Origin of the sequence: Capnocytophaga canimorsus (genome assembly GCF_002302565.1) — a bacterium.
GTDB lineage: Bacteria > Bacteroidota > Bacteroidia > Flavobacteriales > Flavobacteriaceae > Capnocytophaga > Capnocytophaga canimorsus.
In genome coordinates, this window is record NZ_CP022382.1 from 480078 (window position 1) to 497843 (window position 17766).

The 17766-nt window shown below is 34.2% G+C and carries 15 protein-coding genes; 1 reads left to right on the plus strand and 14 read right to left on the minus strand.

Annotated elements, in window-relative coordinates; translation table 11 throughout:
• Positions 1-145: 145 nt before the first annotated feature.
• The 14 genes from CGC47_RS02145 to CGC47_RS02210 all read right to left on the minus strand — a co-directional run bounded on the left by CGC47_RS02145 (position 146) and on the right by CGC47_RS02210 (position 16798).
• Entirely contained in the window at positions 146-853 is a 708-nt protein-coding gene (locus CGC47_RS02145; RefSeq protein ID WP_232779679.1) for a hypothetical protein, read from the minus strand.
• A 7-nt stretch (positions 854-860) separates the two neighbouring features.
• A complete protein-coding gene (locus CGC47_RS02150) occupies positions 861-1178 on the minus strand; it encodes a UDP-N-acetylenolpyruvoylglucosamine reductase (protein WP_172458721.1) in 318 nt (105 codons plus the stop codon).
• Positions 1179-1312: 134 nt separating this feature from the next.
• The gene (locus tag CGC47_RS02155; protein WP_095899927.1) at positions 1313-2011 is read right to left on the minus strand and encodes a hypothetical protein; all 699 of its coding nucleotides are present in this window, start codon (positions 2009-2011) and stop codon (positions 1313-1315) included.
• A gap of 66 nt (positions 2012-2077) precedes the next feature.
• Entirely contained in the window at positions 2078-2752 is a 675-nt protein-coding gene (locus CGC47_RS02160; RefSeq protein ID WP_095899928.1) for a hypothetical protein, read from the minus strand.
• 11 nt (positions 2753-2763) lie between these two features.
• Positions 2764-3576 carry a hypothetical protein gene (locus CGC47_RS10880; RefSeq protein ID WP_041999154.1) on the minus strand — a complete coding sequence of 271 codons (813 nt, stop codon included), beginning with the start codon at positions 3574-3576 and terminating at the stop codon, positions 2764-2766.
• Between the two features lie 136 nt (positions 3577-3712).
• Positions 3713-4093 (minus strand): hypothetical protein, encoded by a 381-nt coding sequence (locus tag CGC47_RS02170; RefSeq protein ID WP_041999157.1) that lies wholly within the window; start codon positions 4091-4093, stop codon positions 3713-3715.
• Between the two features lie 12 nt (positions 4094-4105).
• On the minus strand, positions 4106-5179 hold the full coding sequence (locus CGC47_RS02175) for a hypothetical protein (RefSeq protein ID WP_147269745.1): 1074 nt from the start codon (positions 5177-5179) through the stop codon (positions 4106-4108).
• Positions 5180-5461: 282 nt separating this feature from the next.
• A complete protein-coding gene (locus CGC47_RS02180; protein WP_095899929.1) occupies positions 5462-6136 on the minus strand; it encodes a hypothetical protein in 675 nt (224 codons plus the stop codon).
• A gap of 12 nt (positions 6137-6148) precedes the next feature.
• Positions 6149-6478, minus strand: a complete 330-nt coding sequence (locus tag CGC47_RS02185; protein WP_231552231.1) for a hypothetical protein — start codon at positions 6476-6478, stop codon at positions 6149-6151.
• A 12-nt stretch (positions 6479-6490) separates the two neighbouring features.
• Entirely contained in the window at positions 6491-7165 is a 675-nt protein-coding gene (locus CGC47_RS02190; RefSeq protein ID WP_232779680.1) for a hypothetical protein, read from the minus strand.
• A 4-nt stretch (positions 7166-7169) separates the two neighbouring features.
• The gene (locus tag CGC47_RS02195) at positions 7170-7493 is read right to left on the minus strand and encodes a UDP-N-acetylenolpyruvoylglucosamine reductase (RefSeq protein ID WP_172458722.1); all 324 of its coding nucleotides are present in this window, start codon (positions 7491-7493) and stop codon (positions 7170-7172) included.
• A gap of 123 nt (positions 7494-7616) precedes the next feature.
• Entirely contained in the window at positions 7617-8285 is a 669-nt protein-coding gene (locus CGC47_RS02200; RefSeq protein WP_095899930.1) for a hypothetical protein, read from the minus strand.
• Position 8286: 1 nt separating this feature from the next.
• Complete coding sequence (locus CGC47_RS02205) at positions 8287-13458, minus strand: fibronectin type III domain-containing protein (RefSeq protein ID WP_095899931.1); 5172 nt, start codon at positions 13456-13458, stop codon at positions 8287-8289.
• A 94-nt stretch (positions 13459-13552) separates the two neighbouring features.
• On the minus strand, positions 13553-16798 hold the full coding sequence (locus tag CGC47_RS02210; RefSeq protein WP_169922927.1) for an Ig-like domain-containing protein: 3246 nt from the start codon (positions 16796-16798) through the stop codon (positions 13553-13555).
• Between the two features lie 203 nt (positions 16799-17001).
• Here CGC47_RS02210 and CGC47_RS02215 point away from each other — a divergent pair, with 203 nt between their 5' ends.
• Positions 17002-17742, plus strand: coding sequence for a lipocalin-like domain-containing protein (locus tag CGC47_RS02215; protein ID WP_041998513.1), 741 nt, complete (start codon positions 17002-17004; stop codon positions 17740-17742).
• Positions 17743-17766: the final 24 nt, after the last annotated feature.

Consider the following 17766-nt stretch of genomic DNA (forward strand, 5'->3'; position numbering starts at 1 on the left):
AGCTAGCTTTTTAGTTACTCACTCCAGAGCATATACTACCCATATTTTGTTGTTTTTGTTTTTAATAAAACCTACACAATTCACCTGCTTTGTGGGGCTATTTTTATGGTTATGTATTTGTTTTGCGAAACATATTTAACATCACCTACAAATTGTAAATAGGCTCTGTTTTATCCAAAATCTCTTTTAGTTCTTTGGCGACGTTGTAATAACGAATATTATCAATATCTTCGGGGTCTTCTTCAAAATACTCTTTTTGTTTTTGAAAATAATTATCCATAAACGATTGATAATTAGAGTCGTTGCAAAGTCTTAAAATAACAGCTTTTTTCATTGGTGCAAATTGCCCTAAAATTTCCCAAAGTTCGTCTTCTGTTTTATCTTTTATGTATTCATATAAAACATTTAGGTTGTGCCATTTTTCAAAGAATGGGAGAGCTTCATTACTGAAAAACAATTGTAATTCGGAGATTAAATTTTCTATATCTGTATCATTTTTTATAAAAATTCCTTCTCCAATTTCTCCTAAAAAAATCTTCTTTTCATCTTTATTGAAAAAAGAGGAGGAAATTTCATCAGTAGAAATATATTTGCCAAATAGTTCATTTTTTGCTAAAATTGGATGTAGTATATTTTCCATTTCAGGATAAGCAATACTCGCCCAAAAGCAAAAGGCTTTCACAAAATCGATAACTTCATTTTCCGTAACTGAATATTCTTCTTCTATACTAAAACCCACTTCACATCGTATTTTTGGTGTTTGTTTTACAAATGAATATCCGTTTTTATGTATATCAAAACCCTTTATAACGATATTTTCAAAAATTCTTTTTTTTATAGTTTCTAAATTCATTTATATTTTACTTAAAGTTAATATCATTCATTTTAATAGGAGGAATTTTTATGTTATCTTCCTCGCTTATAATTTTATAAACATCTTCACGGTAAATTCTAACTATTGATCCTGTTAAAAAATTCTCAGGCAAATTGAATTTTTGAAGCTCACTTTTCGAGCTCCTCACCTCAAACTCTATATATTTTTTATCTGGGTTGTTTTTAAAAACATCTATCAGTTCGCTTTTTTGGTTGGCTGTCCAAGGTGAGCCTGCATTTAGTTTGCTATCGCTTATCACCGCTCTGAAATAAGTACGCCCGCGTTCATCTCTTAGCTGTTTCACAAACAAATCATCAGCAATAATGTTGTCTTTTATCCCTTTTAAATATATTTGCTTTAAGTGTGTATAGTCCTTATAAAGAGTGCTAAACGGCGGTATGTTTCTTATTTTTGAACTTACTAACAGCTCAAAATCAGTTACAAAAACGGGTTAGGCTCATTTTCTAAATGATAAATCAATTTTTCAAAGCCTTTTTGAAAGAGTTTTACTTCTTCTGCTTTTTCAGGTTTCTTTATGGCATATAATTCTATCAATTTTTGTGTTTCATCTTTGTACTCTTCATATCTTGGGTGATTTCCCCATTTTAGTATGGCTATTTTTTTAAATAATTGCAAAGGAAAAGACCCACCAACAACAATTTCTGACCTTTGTTCAAAAGGCACACTTCCCACAAACTCTGCTAAAAAACGAATATCTGTCAGTTTAGGAAAGATTTCGGTTTCGTAGAATTTGACACATTTCAAAAATTCAGAGAGGTAAATTTCTAATTCTTCTTCATTCTTTACACTTTCTGGGAAAATATATTCTGACTGGTAAAAATCATTTATTACAAATACAAAATTTCGCCCATCATAATATTTTTCAGAAATACCTTTATCTACAACTTTATTAAGCATTTCAGAGAAAATGTGTTCGAAAGAATTAAAAACAACAGAAAATCCTGCAAAACTTAGCATCGTTCCCCTAAATTGAACCCTTATATCTGTTGATATACTGAAATTATCATTATCTTTTTTGAAAATGATATATCCCATTTCACCCATTCTTATTTTATAATCAGGCATTGTAACTTTTGCCCATTTTTTGATAGTTTCTTTTTTTACTTCTAAACACATATTGTAATTTCTATTTTATCCCTTTAAATTGATTATTTCCATCGCCATACATTTTATAAAATGTTTTTACAAAAACGGGTTAGGCTCATTTTCTAAATGATAAATCAATTTTTCAAAGCCTTTTTGAAAGAGTCTTACTTCTTCTGTTTTTTCAGGTTTCTTTATGGCATATAATTCTATCAATTTTTGTGTTTCATCTTTGTACTCTTCATATCTTGGGTGATTTCCCCATTTTAGTATGGCTATTTTTTTAAATAATTGCAAAGGAAAAGACCCACCAACAACAATTTCTGACCTTTGTTCAAAAGGAACACTACCCACATAATCCGCTAAAAAATGAATGTCTGTGAGTTTGGGAAAAATTTCGGTTTCGTAAAAATTCAAACATAAATAGAAATCTGAAAGAAACTCATCTAATTCTTCTTTACTTTGTATATCCTTAGAAAAAGAATGGTCAGTCGGATAAAACTTTCTTGGGTTTAAATCAATATAATTATTATAATAACCTCTTAAATCATCTATTACTAAATGTTTGAACTCACTCTCCAATTTTTTTAGTGAAATAGTAAATGTTTGAAGAGTTAGTAAGCTATCAAATTGTAATCTGAAATAAAATTTTAAATTGAAATGTTCATTTTCCAAATAAAATTTTATGTAATCTTCTATTAAATTAATACTATATTTTTTTGTTATTTCATTTTCTAAAAATATTTTTTTTAATTCTTTTCTTGTTAAATCCATAATTTCAAAATTTATTTTATTCCGACAAATATTTTATCTCCATCGCCATACATCTTATAAAATGCTCTCACTTGTATTTGCTGTCCTTGTTGGATATCTATTGGTAATCTAACATTGTTTACTTCATCAAATTCTTTTGGTATTTGCGGTTTATACGCCAAACTTCCTTTTCCTGCTTGTTGTTTTGCCATAGCTTGCCCAGCACTTAAAGTGGTTTTTTCGCTAAGTTTGGTATCTACTATTATCATATCTACTATTTCATTAAATTCATCGTATTTTACCCAAACTTGGTCGGCAACAAAATACTCACCCTGTGCAGAGCAAGGCGGTGTTTTGCCCGGCAAACAAAATTGCATTTGGCTAATGAGTTTGCGCTGGTCAAGGTCGGGAACTAATTTTTTAAGCTCATTGTAGGCTTTGCCCGTCCTTGTTTTTACTGCGGCAAGCATTGCTTTTTCAAACTCATCTCCTTTTTTCGTAACTTCTTTAAAGAAATTACTTTTTGCCCATTTTTCCCAATTGGGGTTTTCTTGGGCAAGTTCAAAAGCATAGTGAGGGTCCTCTTTTAAAAGTTTCCATTTGTCCAAATCATCAGCAGTAGTAATGAGTTTTTTCAGTTCATTTCCATTGCTTTTTGATAAGAAATCTTTTTCTAACTTGGCTAAATCATCAGCATTTAAGTTTTCTATTTTTCTCCGCAAAGAAACATCTTTTATTTCATCTACCCATTTACTAAGCGTTGGAGCAGGGCTTTTTACTTTCGCCAACTCGTGCACCTGATTTTTAACCGCCTTTTTATCAAGGTGTTTTTTGGTTTGCTCCAAAAATTCTTGGCTTTGTTTGCCATCAATAGAGGTAGCTACGTGAAATTCGTTGGCTTGTATGTCGTTTACACTTTTGTAAATCAGCTCAAAACAAACATCTCTTTACGCTTACTTTTCCGATTATATTGCAAAGAATTTACCCATCATACTCATCAGCATATTTGCTAAAACGCTTTATCCAACCGTTTTCTATAATAGGTTCAGCTTTTAGCATCTCACTGATTTCTACTAAATTAATTTGTTTACCATTTTCTTCATAAATTAATTTAAATTGCTCATTTTCTTCAAAAAGTTTTAAAATATTAAATAAAATCCCCCCTACACTTTCTTGGAGATATTTTTGAAGCGTAATAAAATCTTGATGTTTTAATTTTTTTAAAAAATTCACATAATTTTCAAAAATTATAGGAGGATTTTCTTTTACACTTAAACTTAATAAATTCCCTATTGCAGGGTCAAAAGTATTTTCTATTAATTCACGACCAAACTCATCTAAAATTTCTTGATTACTTTTCATTTTTATATGTTTTTAATTATTAATTCCATTCCAAGGTATATTTTTAATAGCAGTTACTCCTTGCTCTTTCAAATTTTCTAAGGCTTTGACTACCCAACCAGTAGCAATATCTTCAAGTATTCCAACGTTTACCATTGCTTTTATTTCTATTTCTGCCATATCATCTATTTCTAATGTTTTATTAGGGTTGGCTTCCCGCCAAGCGGTATATAATGAATTTTGTTGTCCTGTTATTTTGTGGTGAATATTAATTACACCTGAAACTTCATCTAATTTTTTAGGACTCACACTAAACGCTTTTTTATAATCATATTCTTTAATATCTTCAAAGGCTTTTTTAGCCAAAGGGTGGTGTCCTTTTACATCGTCATAAATCCCTGTGCCATCTAAAACATATTTGGCTTTGCTTTTTAGTTTGGCTATGGTATTGTCAAGGTTTTTAATGAATATTTTTCCTGCAATTTTTATTCCTTCGCTTACCGTAGCATCTACTTTATCAGTAGTAGCCTTCGCCAACTCGTCCACCTGCTTTTTAACAGCCTTTTTATCAAGGTGTTTTTTGGTTTGCTCCAAAAATTCTTGGCTTTGTCTGCCATCAATAGAGGTGGCTACGTGAAATTCGTTGGCTTGTATGTCGTTTACGCTTTTGTAAATCAGCTCAAAACCATCGGCATTATCGGCTTTTTTGGCAACCAATACCACTGCCGGTTCGGTTTTTGAAAGAGCTTTGGCACCACCACGCACATAAGCTGCTCCAGCCAAAGGAGTTACCGCAGATACCGAATAAATGGTGGCATTTTCCACATCACTACGTGCCACTGCATAAGCCGCCCCAATAGGGTCAGTAAAGGTATCAACACCTGGTATGGTTCCAAAAATATCCAACATTGTGTAAACAGCATCGTCCAACAATGTCATTTTTTCAAAGTCATACAATGCCTCTGATGGCAGTGAGCTTTGCCCCAATGCTATGGTTACCTTATTGCCCCATTGCCAAGTGTTTACTGAGTTTTGCCACAAATAACGCGGGTAATCGGGCGTTCCGTTTTGCCCATAATCCATAAAAACCTCTCGGAATTTACCCAAATTATCAATCGTTAGAACGTTCCATAATTCTTCATCAGCAAGTCCGTATGGAGCGGTTTCTTTCTGTAAAGCTAACTCAGCATCTGCTCTGGCTTATCACCGCTCTAAAATAATCAACTTCTTCTACTTCATCAAAAACTTTTTTCACAAACAAATCATCAGCAATGATATTGTCTTTTACTCCTTTTAAATATATCTGTTTTAAGTGTGTATATTCCTTATAAAGAGTGCTAAAAGGCGGTATATTTCTTATTTTAGAAGTTACTAACAGCTCAAAATCAGCTACAAAAACGGGTTAGGCTCATTTTCTAAATGATAAATCAATTTTTCAAAGCCTTTTTGAAAGAGTCTTACTTCTTCTGTTTTTTCAGGTTTCTTTATGGCATATAATTCTATCAATTTTTGTGTTTCATCTTTGTACTCTTCATATCTTAGGTGATTTCCCCATTTTAGTATGGCTATTTTTTTAAATAATTGCAAAGGAAAAGACCCGCCAACAACGATTTCTGACCTTTGTTCAAAAGGCACACTACCCACATAATCCGCTAAAAAACGAATATCTGTCAGTTTAGGAAAAATTTCGGTTTCATAAAAATTTAAACATAAGTAGAAATTTGAAAGAAATTCATCTAATTCTTCTTTACTTTGTATATCCTTAGAGAAAGAATATTCTGTTTTATAAACTTTTCTTGGATTTACTAAAATGTAGTCATCGTAGTAATGATGTAATTCATTTATTACCAATGGTTTAAATTTTTCTTCAAATTCTTTTATTGAAATTGTAAATGTTTGAAGAGTTAGCAAGCTATCAAATTGTAGTCTAAAATCAAATTGTATGCTTAAATGTTCTTTATTTAGATAGAAATCAATATTACTTTCCATTAATTTTATTGTATATTTTTGGGTAATTTCTTTTTCCAAAAATATTTTTTTTAAATTTTCTTTTGTTAATTTCATAATGTTAAAAAATTATTTTATCCCTTTAAATTGATTATTTCCATCGCCATACATTTTATAAAATGTTTTTAATGGAATTTGTTGTCCTTGCTTCATTTCTTTTGGTAATCGGTTTTTAAATTCATCAAAAACTTTTGTATCTTTCGGTTTAAATGCCAAACTTCCTTTTCCTGCTTGTTGTTTTGCCATAGCTTGCCCAGCACTTAAAGTGGTTTTTTCGCTAAGTTTGGTATCTACTATTATCATATCTTGTATGTTTCCTTTCGCATCGTATTTTAGCCAAACTTGGTCGGCAACAAAATACTCACCTTGTGCAGAGCAAGGCGGTGTTTTGCCCGGCAAACAAAATTGCATTTACAGATTATAAATAGGCTTTGTTTTGTCCAGCACTTCTTTTAGTTCTTTAGAGGCATTGTAGTATCTTATATTATCAATATCTTCAGGGTCTTCGTCAAAATATTCCTTCTGTTTTTGAAAATAGCTATCCATAAATTCCTGATAGCTACTATCATTGCAAAGTTTTAAAATAACCGCTTTTTTCATTGGTGCAAATTGCCCTAAAATATCCCACAACTCTTCTTCTGTTTTATCTTTAATATATTCATATAAAACATTTAAATCTTTCCATTTTTCAAAGAAGGGAAGGGCTTCTTCTTTATAAAAAAGATTAAATATATTCACGACCTCTTCATATTTTGAAATGTCTTTTCCATCATCAGAAAGTGTGTATCTTGTATTTTTTTGAACCCAAAAAGATTCATCAATATTTTCAGGTTTTACATCGCCAAATAACTTGTTTTTTGTCAGAATAGGTATTATTATGAGTTCCATTTCTATAAAATTAACAGCATAGTAAAATCCTTTTATTTTATCTTCTCTTTTCAAAAAGGCTATACTATTTATAGATTGATTTGTACTTTTTCTATAATCACAAATTATACAACCACTTTCTTGACTCTCAAATAATTTGAATCCCTTTGGTAGTAGAATACTATCAATATAGATTAAAACTTTTCTAAACTCTTTCATTATGTTAGTTCTTAAAATTAATACTATTCATTTTTATTGGTGGAATCTTTATATTTTCTCCTTCGCTAATGATTTTATATACATCCTCTCTATATATTCTAATTGTTGTTCCTTGTCTGAATTTTTCAGGAGCATTTGCTTCTTTCAAAAGGGTATTATTTGTTCTTACTTGAAACTCTATATATTTTTTATTAGGGTTATTCTTAAAGACATCTATTAATTCGCTTTTTTGGTTGGCTGTCCAAGGGGAGTCTGCATTTAGTTTGCTATCGCTTATCACAGCTCTGAAATAATCAACTTCTTCTATTTCATCAAATACTTTTTTCACAAACAAATCATCAGCAATAATGTTGTCTTTTATCCCTTTTAAATATATTTGCTTTAAGTGTGTATAGTCCTTATAAAGAGTGCTAAACGGCGGTATGTTTCTTATTTGTTAACTTACCAAAAATTATATCTCTCCTTTTTCTACCATCTCTTTAAACTTATTAAACTCTTCAAAACTTTGCTTAACTGTTTTGTAATATCGAGATGTTACATCTTGTAAATTGGGTGAATTTTCAAATCCTTTTTCTCTATATAACACATAATCTTTATATAATGGGTTTTTGCATAAAAACATTATAATCATTGCTTTAAGACCAAATTTCCCGCTTAAATAATTATGATATTCATCAAAAGGAACAACACTTAAAACTTTATCATTAAAACTTTGAAGTGTAGGAATTGCTTCAAAAAAAGGTTGAATATGATTATTATAATAAACATCTAACAATTGTACGTATTTTTCTAAATCTTTTTTTGTTTTTATGAAAAAGTAATCATTTGAAAAAGCATTGTTTTTATCTATACCAATACTTGCAGAAATAGTATTTTTTAAATACGTTTTTTGATTAGTTACTTGTTCTAAAATTTCTTCTACTTTAACAATTTCAATATAATTGGCAACGGAAGGACTCATTCTTATTTTATTCTTTATCAAGCAAACTTCTATTTGAATATATTTTTTTGTATCATTCTCTGTTTTCAGAAAATACAGTAAATCTTCATCAAAATTCATTTCATAATCAAAACCTTTTTGACTGAAACTATTAAACAATAAACTTAATTTTTCCTCCATATTAATTTACTTTTATTATTTCGTTTTCTTTATAAATCTTAATAAATTGACTATTTCTTTGTACAAATTCTTTTTCTACTAAATTCAAATTTCCCTGCATTTTTTTTCCAGAACTTTTTACAACATAATCAAATATTTTTTGTGCTTCTTTTTGGTTAGCTGTCCAAGGGGAGGTTTTAGATAATTTAGAATCAATTATGATTATATCCAAAAATTCAACATCTCCATCAAAGACTTTTTTTACTGCAACAAAATCAGGTTTAAAATATTCCCCTACTTCTTTGCAAGGATATTTTCCTGATATACAGAGTTCTACATTGGTCAAGATGGTTCTTTCGTCTAAATCAGATATCCTACTTTTTAAGCTTTTATAAACTTGTGAGGATTTATTTTTTAATTCATTCAAACATAATTTCTCAAACTCTTTTCCTTTTTTGGTCACTTCTTTAAAGAAATTACTTTTTGCCCATTTTTCCCAATTGGGGTTTTCTTGGGCAAGTTCAAAAGCATAGTGTGGGTCATCTTTTAAAAGTTTCCATTTATCTAAATCATCAGCAGTAGTAATGAGTTTTTTCAGTTCATTTCCATTGCTTTTTGATAAGAAATCTTTTTCTAACTTGGCTAAATCATCAGCATTTAAGTTTTCTATTTTTCTCCGCAAAGAAACATCTTTTATTTCATCTACCCATTTACTAAGCGTTGGAGAGAGGCTTTTCGCTTTTGCCAATCCATCAACCTGCTTTTTGATAGCATTTTTGTCAAGATATTTTTGGGTTTGCTCCAAAAATTCTTGGCTTTGTCTGCCATCAATAGAGGTAGCTACGTGAAATTCATTAGCTTGTATGTCGTTTACGCTTTTGTAAATCAGCTCAAAACCATCGGCATTATCGGCTTTTTTGGCAACCAATACCACTGCCGGTTCGGTTTTTGAAAGAGCTTTGGCACCACCACGCACATAAGCTGCTCCAGCCAAAGGAGTTACCGCAGATACCGAATAAATGGTGGCATTTTCCACATCACTACGTGCCACTGCATAAGCCGCCCCAATAGGGTCAGTAAAGGTATCAACACCTGGTATGGTTCCAAAAATATCCAACATTGTGTAAACAGCATCGTCCAACAATGTCATTTTTTCAAAGTTATACAATGCCTCTGATGGCAGTGAGCTTTGCCCCAATGCTATGGTTACCTTACTGCCCCATTGCCAAGTGTTTACTGAGTTTTGCCACAAATAACGCGGGTAATCGGGCGTTCCGTTTTGCCCATAATCCATAAAAACCTCTCGGAATTTACCCAAATTATCAATCGTTAGAACGTTCCATAATTCTTCATCAGCAAGTCCGTATGGAGCGGTTTCTTTCTGTAAAGCTAACTCAGCATCTGCTCTGGCTTGCCGAACTTGTTCCATTATTTCTTCTAATTGTCCTTCATCAGAAATTTTTGGGGAAGTTGGATAAAATACTTTTCTATTACTTAAAACCTTGGATTGATAAAACTCCAAATGTTTTATAAACGGATATCCTCTTTGGTTGGTCTTCGATTTATAGATATAATTCTGCAAAGAACCATCGGCATATTGATAAAACTTATTGAAAATAACAGGTTTTTCAATGTCTGCATACCAATTAATAATGGTTTCATACACAGATTTCCCCTGTTGTTTAACGTTAACAATATCATTGTGACTTTGTGCGTAAGCTATGCTGTAACAAGTCTTTTGATTTATCGTTCCTTCTTTAAAAATAGATTCATAATTTGATGAAGCTATGGCCACATACACTACTTTACGATTGTCGGTTGGTAGTTTTCGTACGGCATTTCGTGCTAAATCAGAAAGTATGTGTTCCTCTACATACTTGTTGCTACCCAAATCCAAAAATGTAACCACAACATCTACATCGGTATAATGAGAAAGAAGATGTAATTTTTCTTCCAATTCATATAATTGGCTGGCTGGTTCGCGACTTACGAGGCTATTAACAATGTGGTTGTATTTTCCAAGTGGTTGTACCTCTGTTTGCCGAGAATTTGCTATTTTCGTAACGGCATTTTTTAAATCGTTATCCAGTTGTTTTTGATACTTTTCTATCTCTGAAATATCTTCTGCCGCGATAAGTGTAAATTCACTACAATTACCTTTTTTCAGATCATTACAAACAACATTAGCTACGTATTTTATATTTTCTTCGTTATTTTCAAAATTTATCTCCTTGCCTTGTTTATCTTTTATGTATCCCCAATTAGTTACATAATATCTATCAGAACCACAACTACTGCCAGTTTGGTATAAATAAATTTCAGTTTTATTTGTAACCGTTTTATATTCAATATTTAAAATATCTCCTTGAACTGTTTGATAACCAATAAATTTTCCTTGTGCTGAAAATTTAGCAAAATAAGGTTTTTCATCGTGGTAAATAGCGGGTAATGTACCTTGTGGAATTTTATTCAATTGTTTTCTATCAATTGACGTTGTGTATGATTTATTAAATGAAAAGGGTCTCCAATCGGGTGTAAGCCAAATTTTTCCTGCAAACTCCCCCTGACTTTGCCCTTGAAAGGCATAAATTTTAAGTTTTGGGTCGTTAATTTGTTTCCAATCGGTGTGAGCAAAAGTAGTTTCTTGGGCGTAATCCATTAAGGTTCTGAATGTTCCCTTTTGGGTTTCGTCCTTTTTGAAGGGGTGTTCCAGCCTAAAAATCCCGTGACCCAACTCGTGAGCGATGGTTCTTGAGTTGCCGTCCAACGCAAACCCAAACTGACCGCCCAAACGCATATAACCCACCTGTGAGCCTTCCTGTTTGCCTACAAAAACGTAATACGTATCCGGTTTTGTTGCTCTTTCCGATTTGTACCAAGCAATAATAGCTTGTTGTTCAGGGCTGTATGTTGAAAGGTCGCCAAAGGCATTTTTCGTGTCGATGGTTTCTTTAACAGGAAATATCTCATCGGTTGAAATGTGTAGTTTTACACCCACTTTGGCGTAAATTCGCTGTATGGCATCAATGCCGATTTGTAAGTTTTCCGTAGTGGGAACGAGCGTTACATTTACCTCTTTTTCAGAGAGATGCACCAGCATACATTTGCCGATAACTTCTTCTTTTTCCGTCTTTGTATTTTGGGCAACTACCCAGAGTTCTTCATCACCAAAATCAAAAAGCCCTTTGCGTGAGATTTCAAAAACGCCTTCTTTTTCTTTTTTCGATTCGACTTTTAGCCCTTTATCCGTCTGAAAATGAAAACTATATCGTAAACTATCCTTTTGTTTTATAACTACCTGAAAAACATCATTTTTGCCCTTTACAAGAGCTTTGTAAGGAATTTCCCCTGAAGCATCGAAAGCAAATGCACTCTGCGAAAAATCCCATTGTACTTCAAAATTTTCAGGTTTGGATTGCCCTTTCGGAAGGTTGTTTTTTCCTTGATTTTGAGCCAGTTTGGTATCTGCTTTTTCGCCTACGGAGGTTACTTCGCCTTTTTCATCAAGTGTCCACGTTTTGCCAGAAGCATCGGAAAGCTGGTAGTCCGACCCCACAGGCAGGGTAATCTGCGGAGCGATGCCTGTTTTTTCGTCAGGCTTACCGATAACAACAACACGTCCGTTTTCGTCTTTTTTGATTTCGGCAATTTCAAAATCAATTTTGTTGGTTTTTACCCCTGCATCACCGAAAACCTCACCAATACCTTCTTGAACAAATTGAAGGTTTTTCTCAGTTTTGTCATAACTTGTAACAAGTTTTCCTTCAAAGAGTTGGCGTTCGGAGTTGATTTTTATGCCGTCAAATTTCACTTTGATTTTTGTGTCGAGCAGATACGGCACTTGCACGTAGCCCTCCCCCGAGAAAACCCCATTACTGCCCGTAGCTCTGAGTACAGTTACTGGAAAATCACCCGCTACAAAGGTTTCATTCACGCCCAAAACCTCTTGCAAAGGCTCACGATTTCTGATGCGTATCTCAGGTTTTACCCCACATTGTACGCTGGTACTATCGTTTTGTTTGTGAGGAGTAACAAACTCCTGTTCACTGCTGTATAGGTATGTCTGTTCACTAAAAACACTTTGGGTTTGCCCTCCCAATCCACAGGCAACGCCCACTTTGTAAACGTAGTTTCTTCCTCGTTTTAAGCCTATGAGGGTCGCTTGTGGGTGGTTGGACATCTGTGATTTCCAATTCTTGCCCTTCTCACGATATAAAATTTTATACAAGCCTCCGTTTTCGCCTGAGTGAGTATTTGCCCGCACCGGCTCGGTGCTCCAGCGGATATTGGCGGTATTATCTTTGGTGATGGCTGTCAAAAACTTCGGAGCCTCGCAATGACTTACGTAATCAAAATAAAACGCTTCCGACTCGCCATTGTTATGAAAAAAAGACTGTCTCTGATTAGGATTGTTCGGGTTTTGGGTAAAAGCACGTACTTTCCATACATAGCGTTTGTTTTCCAGAAGTATGGGTTTATCAGGTCCATACAAAATCGTATTGGAAGGCACTTTGCCTTGATATACCAATCTCCCTGAAATAAAAGCCTCATCAGGGCTTAGGCTATTGTCCCAGACTTCTTTCAGGGTAAACTCGTATTGGGTAAAGGGAGCGGGGTCTCGCAACATCCACTGAAAAACCAAATGTTGAAACTGATTTTTTTTGGAGATAATTTCACCTTTGGCAGGAAGTGTGGGCAGTGGTGGCGTATAACGACGTATTTGTATTAAGGTTCGAGCTTTGGCGGAAAGAGGCGTTTGTGTAGCTACATCATAGGCTGTAAAACACATAAAATAAGCTCCTTCAGGCAATAAATCATTGTAAAAATGCTCTGAAACTCCTTGTAAATTTTCAAAAGCAAAGAGGGGTTTCAGTTCTATATTGGAGAGGGTTTTTCGCACTCCAGAGGTAAGTTGTGTTTGAAAAGGCTGTAGAAAGTTCGGGGTTTGTGCCAGAGGTTGCCCTTGTACGTTTTCCAACGAAAACCCAAGTGCCACATTGCGTATAGGACTATTTAAATCTTTCAAAAGCAGATAGACCTGCATTTTAGGCTCAAAAGTAGCCCAATAGTCTCGTAAACTCTGCTGGTATGGGGGCGTCACAAAAAGCTGCACGTCCACAGGATACTGCTGGGCTTTTAAAAAACTACTTTGGATAACAATCCATACCAATATGACATATTTAATATAACGCATTGTTTTTCTTGTGTGTTTGTATTTTTCAAATCAAGCAAAAGAAAGGAAGAAAAAAGTTATTCTTCTTTCTTGTTAACTTACTAATCCCTAATGTCTATTTCACTATCATTTTTTGTGAGAGTACATCACCTGCTGCTTCTATCAGTATAATGTACTGCCCGGCAGAAAGGGTTGGTTTGTTAAAAGGAAGTATAAAATCGGTTTGCTCTGAAAATTCCTCTGGGGCAAAAAGCTCTCTCCCTAACATATCTATCAGCCGTACCCTAATAGTTGATGCCTTATTTAGTTTGATATGCAACTGATAGGAACCTGAATTGGGGTTGGGCACAATTAAAAACGATTCGATATTTTTTTGTACCTGTATTCCTTGCGAGATGCCCACACGGTCTTTTTCAACAAAAAGCTGTTTTTCAATCACTTTTTGGCATTCTCCCAATGTACCTTTAAGTCCTACACGATAAATACCCTCTTTAGGAAAACGTACTTCCGCCTCTTGTCTGTTTTGATTTATAACAATCACATCATCCGAAAATTGCCATTGCAAAGCGTCTGCTTTTTTGGAAAGATTTATCAACTTTAACGTATAATCATAGTAAGAAGTAGTAGCCACTAAAAAATCAACTTCCAATATCTGAGAACTTTGTTTTACAGTAGTTTTCCCTAAGGCTTTACATCCTTCAGGCGAAATGGCTTCCACATAATAATCTCCCGCCAAGTGCACCACCAAAGAGGCTTCCGTACCGAGCAAGTTTCCTGAAGCATCCATCCAACGATAAGTAGCATCAGCTATCTGTCCACTCAATTCAAATGTATGGCTATCTCCTTGACAAAGTGTAACTTCTGCCGGTAAGTGCAATTGCAATTTTTCAGGCTGGGTAATTTCAAAAGTTTTTTCAATAGGCGGACAATCCCCCTCATCACGAAGTACAATTTTGTAAGTTCCAGCAACAAGATTTTTCACACTTTTTCCGTCTTTGGAAACGCCTTTGGTTAGCAGTTTCCCCGAAGCGTCATACCACGTATGGGTTACCGTTCCTTTTCCTCCTGAAGTGGTTAAGACAATACTTCCGTTATCATCTCCATAGCAGGTAAGTTGAGTAATCTCTTCGCTATCAATCCTTGCTGCCTCAGGATACGAAAGTACCACTTGCGACTGTACCGAACAACCTTTGCTATCGCTTACCACTACAAAGTATTTCCCTACCGAAAGCCCCGTAGCGGTTTGGGTGGTTTGCCCGTCGCTCCACTGATAGATATAAGGAGGCGTTCCTCCTTGAGGCAAGGCTTTGGCAGTCCCTGAAGTGGGAGCCGAACAACGGATTTCGGTACTTTCGGTGGTAAGTGTCAATCGCTCGGGAAATTTCAGCGTAAAACTACCACCGGTTGTATTGTTTTTTTTATCCTTGATATCAACACGATATACGCCTTCTGTGAGTTGTTTTAGCACGGATGCTGTCTCACCCAATAACCTTTCAGAATTTCCTGCCTCAACACGATACCATTGATATTCATAGGGAGGTCTGCCTCCTTTTACGTATGCATAAAGCTCTCCGTCTTTATTGAGTTTGGGGTCGTTATTGGGGTCATCATTAGCAGGGTTACACGAAATTGCCGTTTTTTCAGAGATGCTAACTACTAATGGATCTGGCTCATCAATGAAAATCGTTTTCGTAAGAACACAATTATTTTTGTCGGTAATAGTAAGAATGTAATCGCCTTTATCAAGCTGACTATAATGAACAGCAAATCCTTGCACATTTGTTTGGGTTGAAAATGTGGAAACAACAACGCCGCTTTTGGTCGTTAACGTATATCGATACGGCTCTGAGGGGGCCTCAAAAGGTGTACCGCCAGTTAGAATTGCCTGAATTTCTCCATTTTTAAGCCCAAAACCTGAAACATCTTTCTTAAAAAACGAAGGATTGGGTTCTTCGTTACTTTTTTCCTCTTCTTCCTTTTCATTGACAATGGTAATGGGAGCTACAGGCTCAGTAATGGTTATCGTTGTGTCTTCTCTTCGACAATTATGGCTATCTAAAATTCCGATAGTATAATCTCTTGCAGAGAGGCCGGTAAGGGTAAATTTATTACCCGTAATATTCAATGTATCGCCATCTTTTATGTATCTGTACGGAGGCGTACCTCCTGATACAGAAACTTCTATAGAACCTTCGCTCTCACCGTAACAGACGTTGTTTTTGGAGGTAATTTCCGCTTTTAGTTCAGGAATAGCTACAATACGAAAGGTTTTGTTAAATTCCACACCATCGGAAAAACTGGAGATAGAATCCCTCCCATAGTAATACTTGCCTATGAATTGCAATTGGTACCAATGGAGAGAATCCCTTAGCGAAGCAATATTGGGTATGGTGATAGTTTTGTTTTTAAAGTTCGCTTTAAATTGCTCATTATCATACGAAATAACAGGATCTCCCGTACTGCTAAATGTACCATTAACCATCGTCCCCTGAACAATGGAAAGCCTCGCTTTTTCATTTGCGTACAACTCTCTATCTAAAACCACTTGAACGCTTCCGTTTTCTTTAGGGCAGCGGGGCTGTACAGGCTTAAATTCCTTAACCTTAGGAGTTGAAATAGTCACCTTCAACGGAATAACATTCGAAGGAGAGCAAACCTGACCGAAATTGTCTTTATCAAACGATACCACTCGAAAATAAACCGCTTTACCGATGTGTTTCTCCGCCTCCAATTTACTGCCGAAAATATCTTCAGCTGAAACTGAGAGAATATGTGATTTTGAGGTTTGGGATAAATTTTCCCACTGGTATTCATAATCATTAATAGCATTGTTCCAAGTACGGGTTTTTGAATATTGATAGTTATATAACTCCAACGGAAAACCCTCCTTAGCCAACAACTTAACCTTTGTCCCTATAGGCAAATACGTATTGGAAATTGTGCCTCTTAGCTTTTCAGAAGAAAGGGTGTGGTGAGGTCTGATTTTGTAGTTAAAACGAATTTTTCCTCCTGCTTGTCCATCTCTTGATGATTTCCAAGGATAGTCAAAAAAAGCTGTTGTACAATAGGCACTTGGATTGAAAGATTCAAGATTTTCCATCACTGAAACACTACAATTGACACAGCAAGTCGAAGAACTAAAAACAAAAAACTGATAAGTGGCATCAACAACCCGTCTATATACTTCAATTTTTATTACTTTTTTTTTCAATTCAATTGAAAGCCTGTTAGGCGGATATATATCGCTTTCAGAATTATCATCGGAATAAAAAATGACATCATGTCCTCCTCCTTCATAAATAGCTTTGATTTCGGTTATTGAAGTACATAAACGGTCTTCTGCATGAGATTTTATATACATATTCATTAGATCTATGTATGCAAAAGGTTTTTGTTCTTGCGAAAAAGATAAATTTGAGAGTAATACTATAAAAAAAACAATCCTTCTCATCGTACTTGTTTTAAGCTGTTTTCTTCGCAAAAATAAAAAAATTATCTTAATTTATTTGCTTGATTTACTTTTTTTTATACTTTTGTCATAGTAATTTTTAAAGGTAATTTCATATGAAAAAAGTTTTAACATCAGTAGTTGCTATTTTGGCAGTTTCCCTGTATTCTTGTGGGAAAGATGATAAGAAAAATGACGCACCAAATCCGCTAATTGGTGAGTGGGCATTACAATCACAAGTAGAAGGAGGTAAAGAGTTTAAGGAAGAATGCCAAGAGTACACCTATTTTCTTTTTACTGAAAAAGATATTGAAAATCATCAGTTTAGAAAAGAGGGGAGCGTTTGTGAAGACAAATTTGGGGGTAAGGTTTCTTATACAATTTCAAACAACCAAATTCATTTTGAAGCAAGAGGTCAAAAAGCAAGTATTCCTTTTTCAGTTAAAGATGATATTTTAACAATTACCCTAGGTACTGTTACTCAGACCTACAAAAAAAATGCTCGTAAAACGCCTCCTGCTGTACCTACCAATCCTTTTATTGGTACTTGGAAATTAGAAACTTTTATCGTAAATGGAAAAGTTGAACATCTTGACGAATGTCAGAAACAAAGTACTTATGTTTTTACTGACACAAACCTAAAAGTAACTTCATTGAATAGAAAAAATAATTCAACAGAGTGTGAAACAACAATAGAAGAGATATCTTATTCAATTTCAGAAAATAAGATAGTTATGAGAAAAGGAGAAAAAAACATTGAGTACACATTCCTAATTAAAGATAACACTTTGACCTTTTCTGGTATAACGGAAGGAGATATTGCAGAACCTTTTACAATAACATTGAAAAAACAATAACTTTGTTTACTTTAAAATACAAAA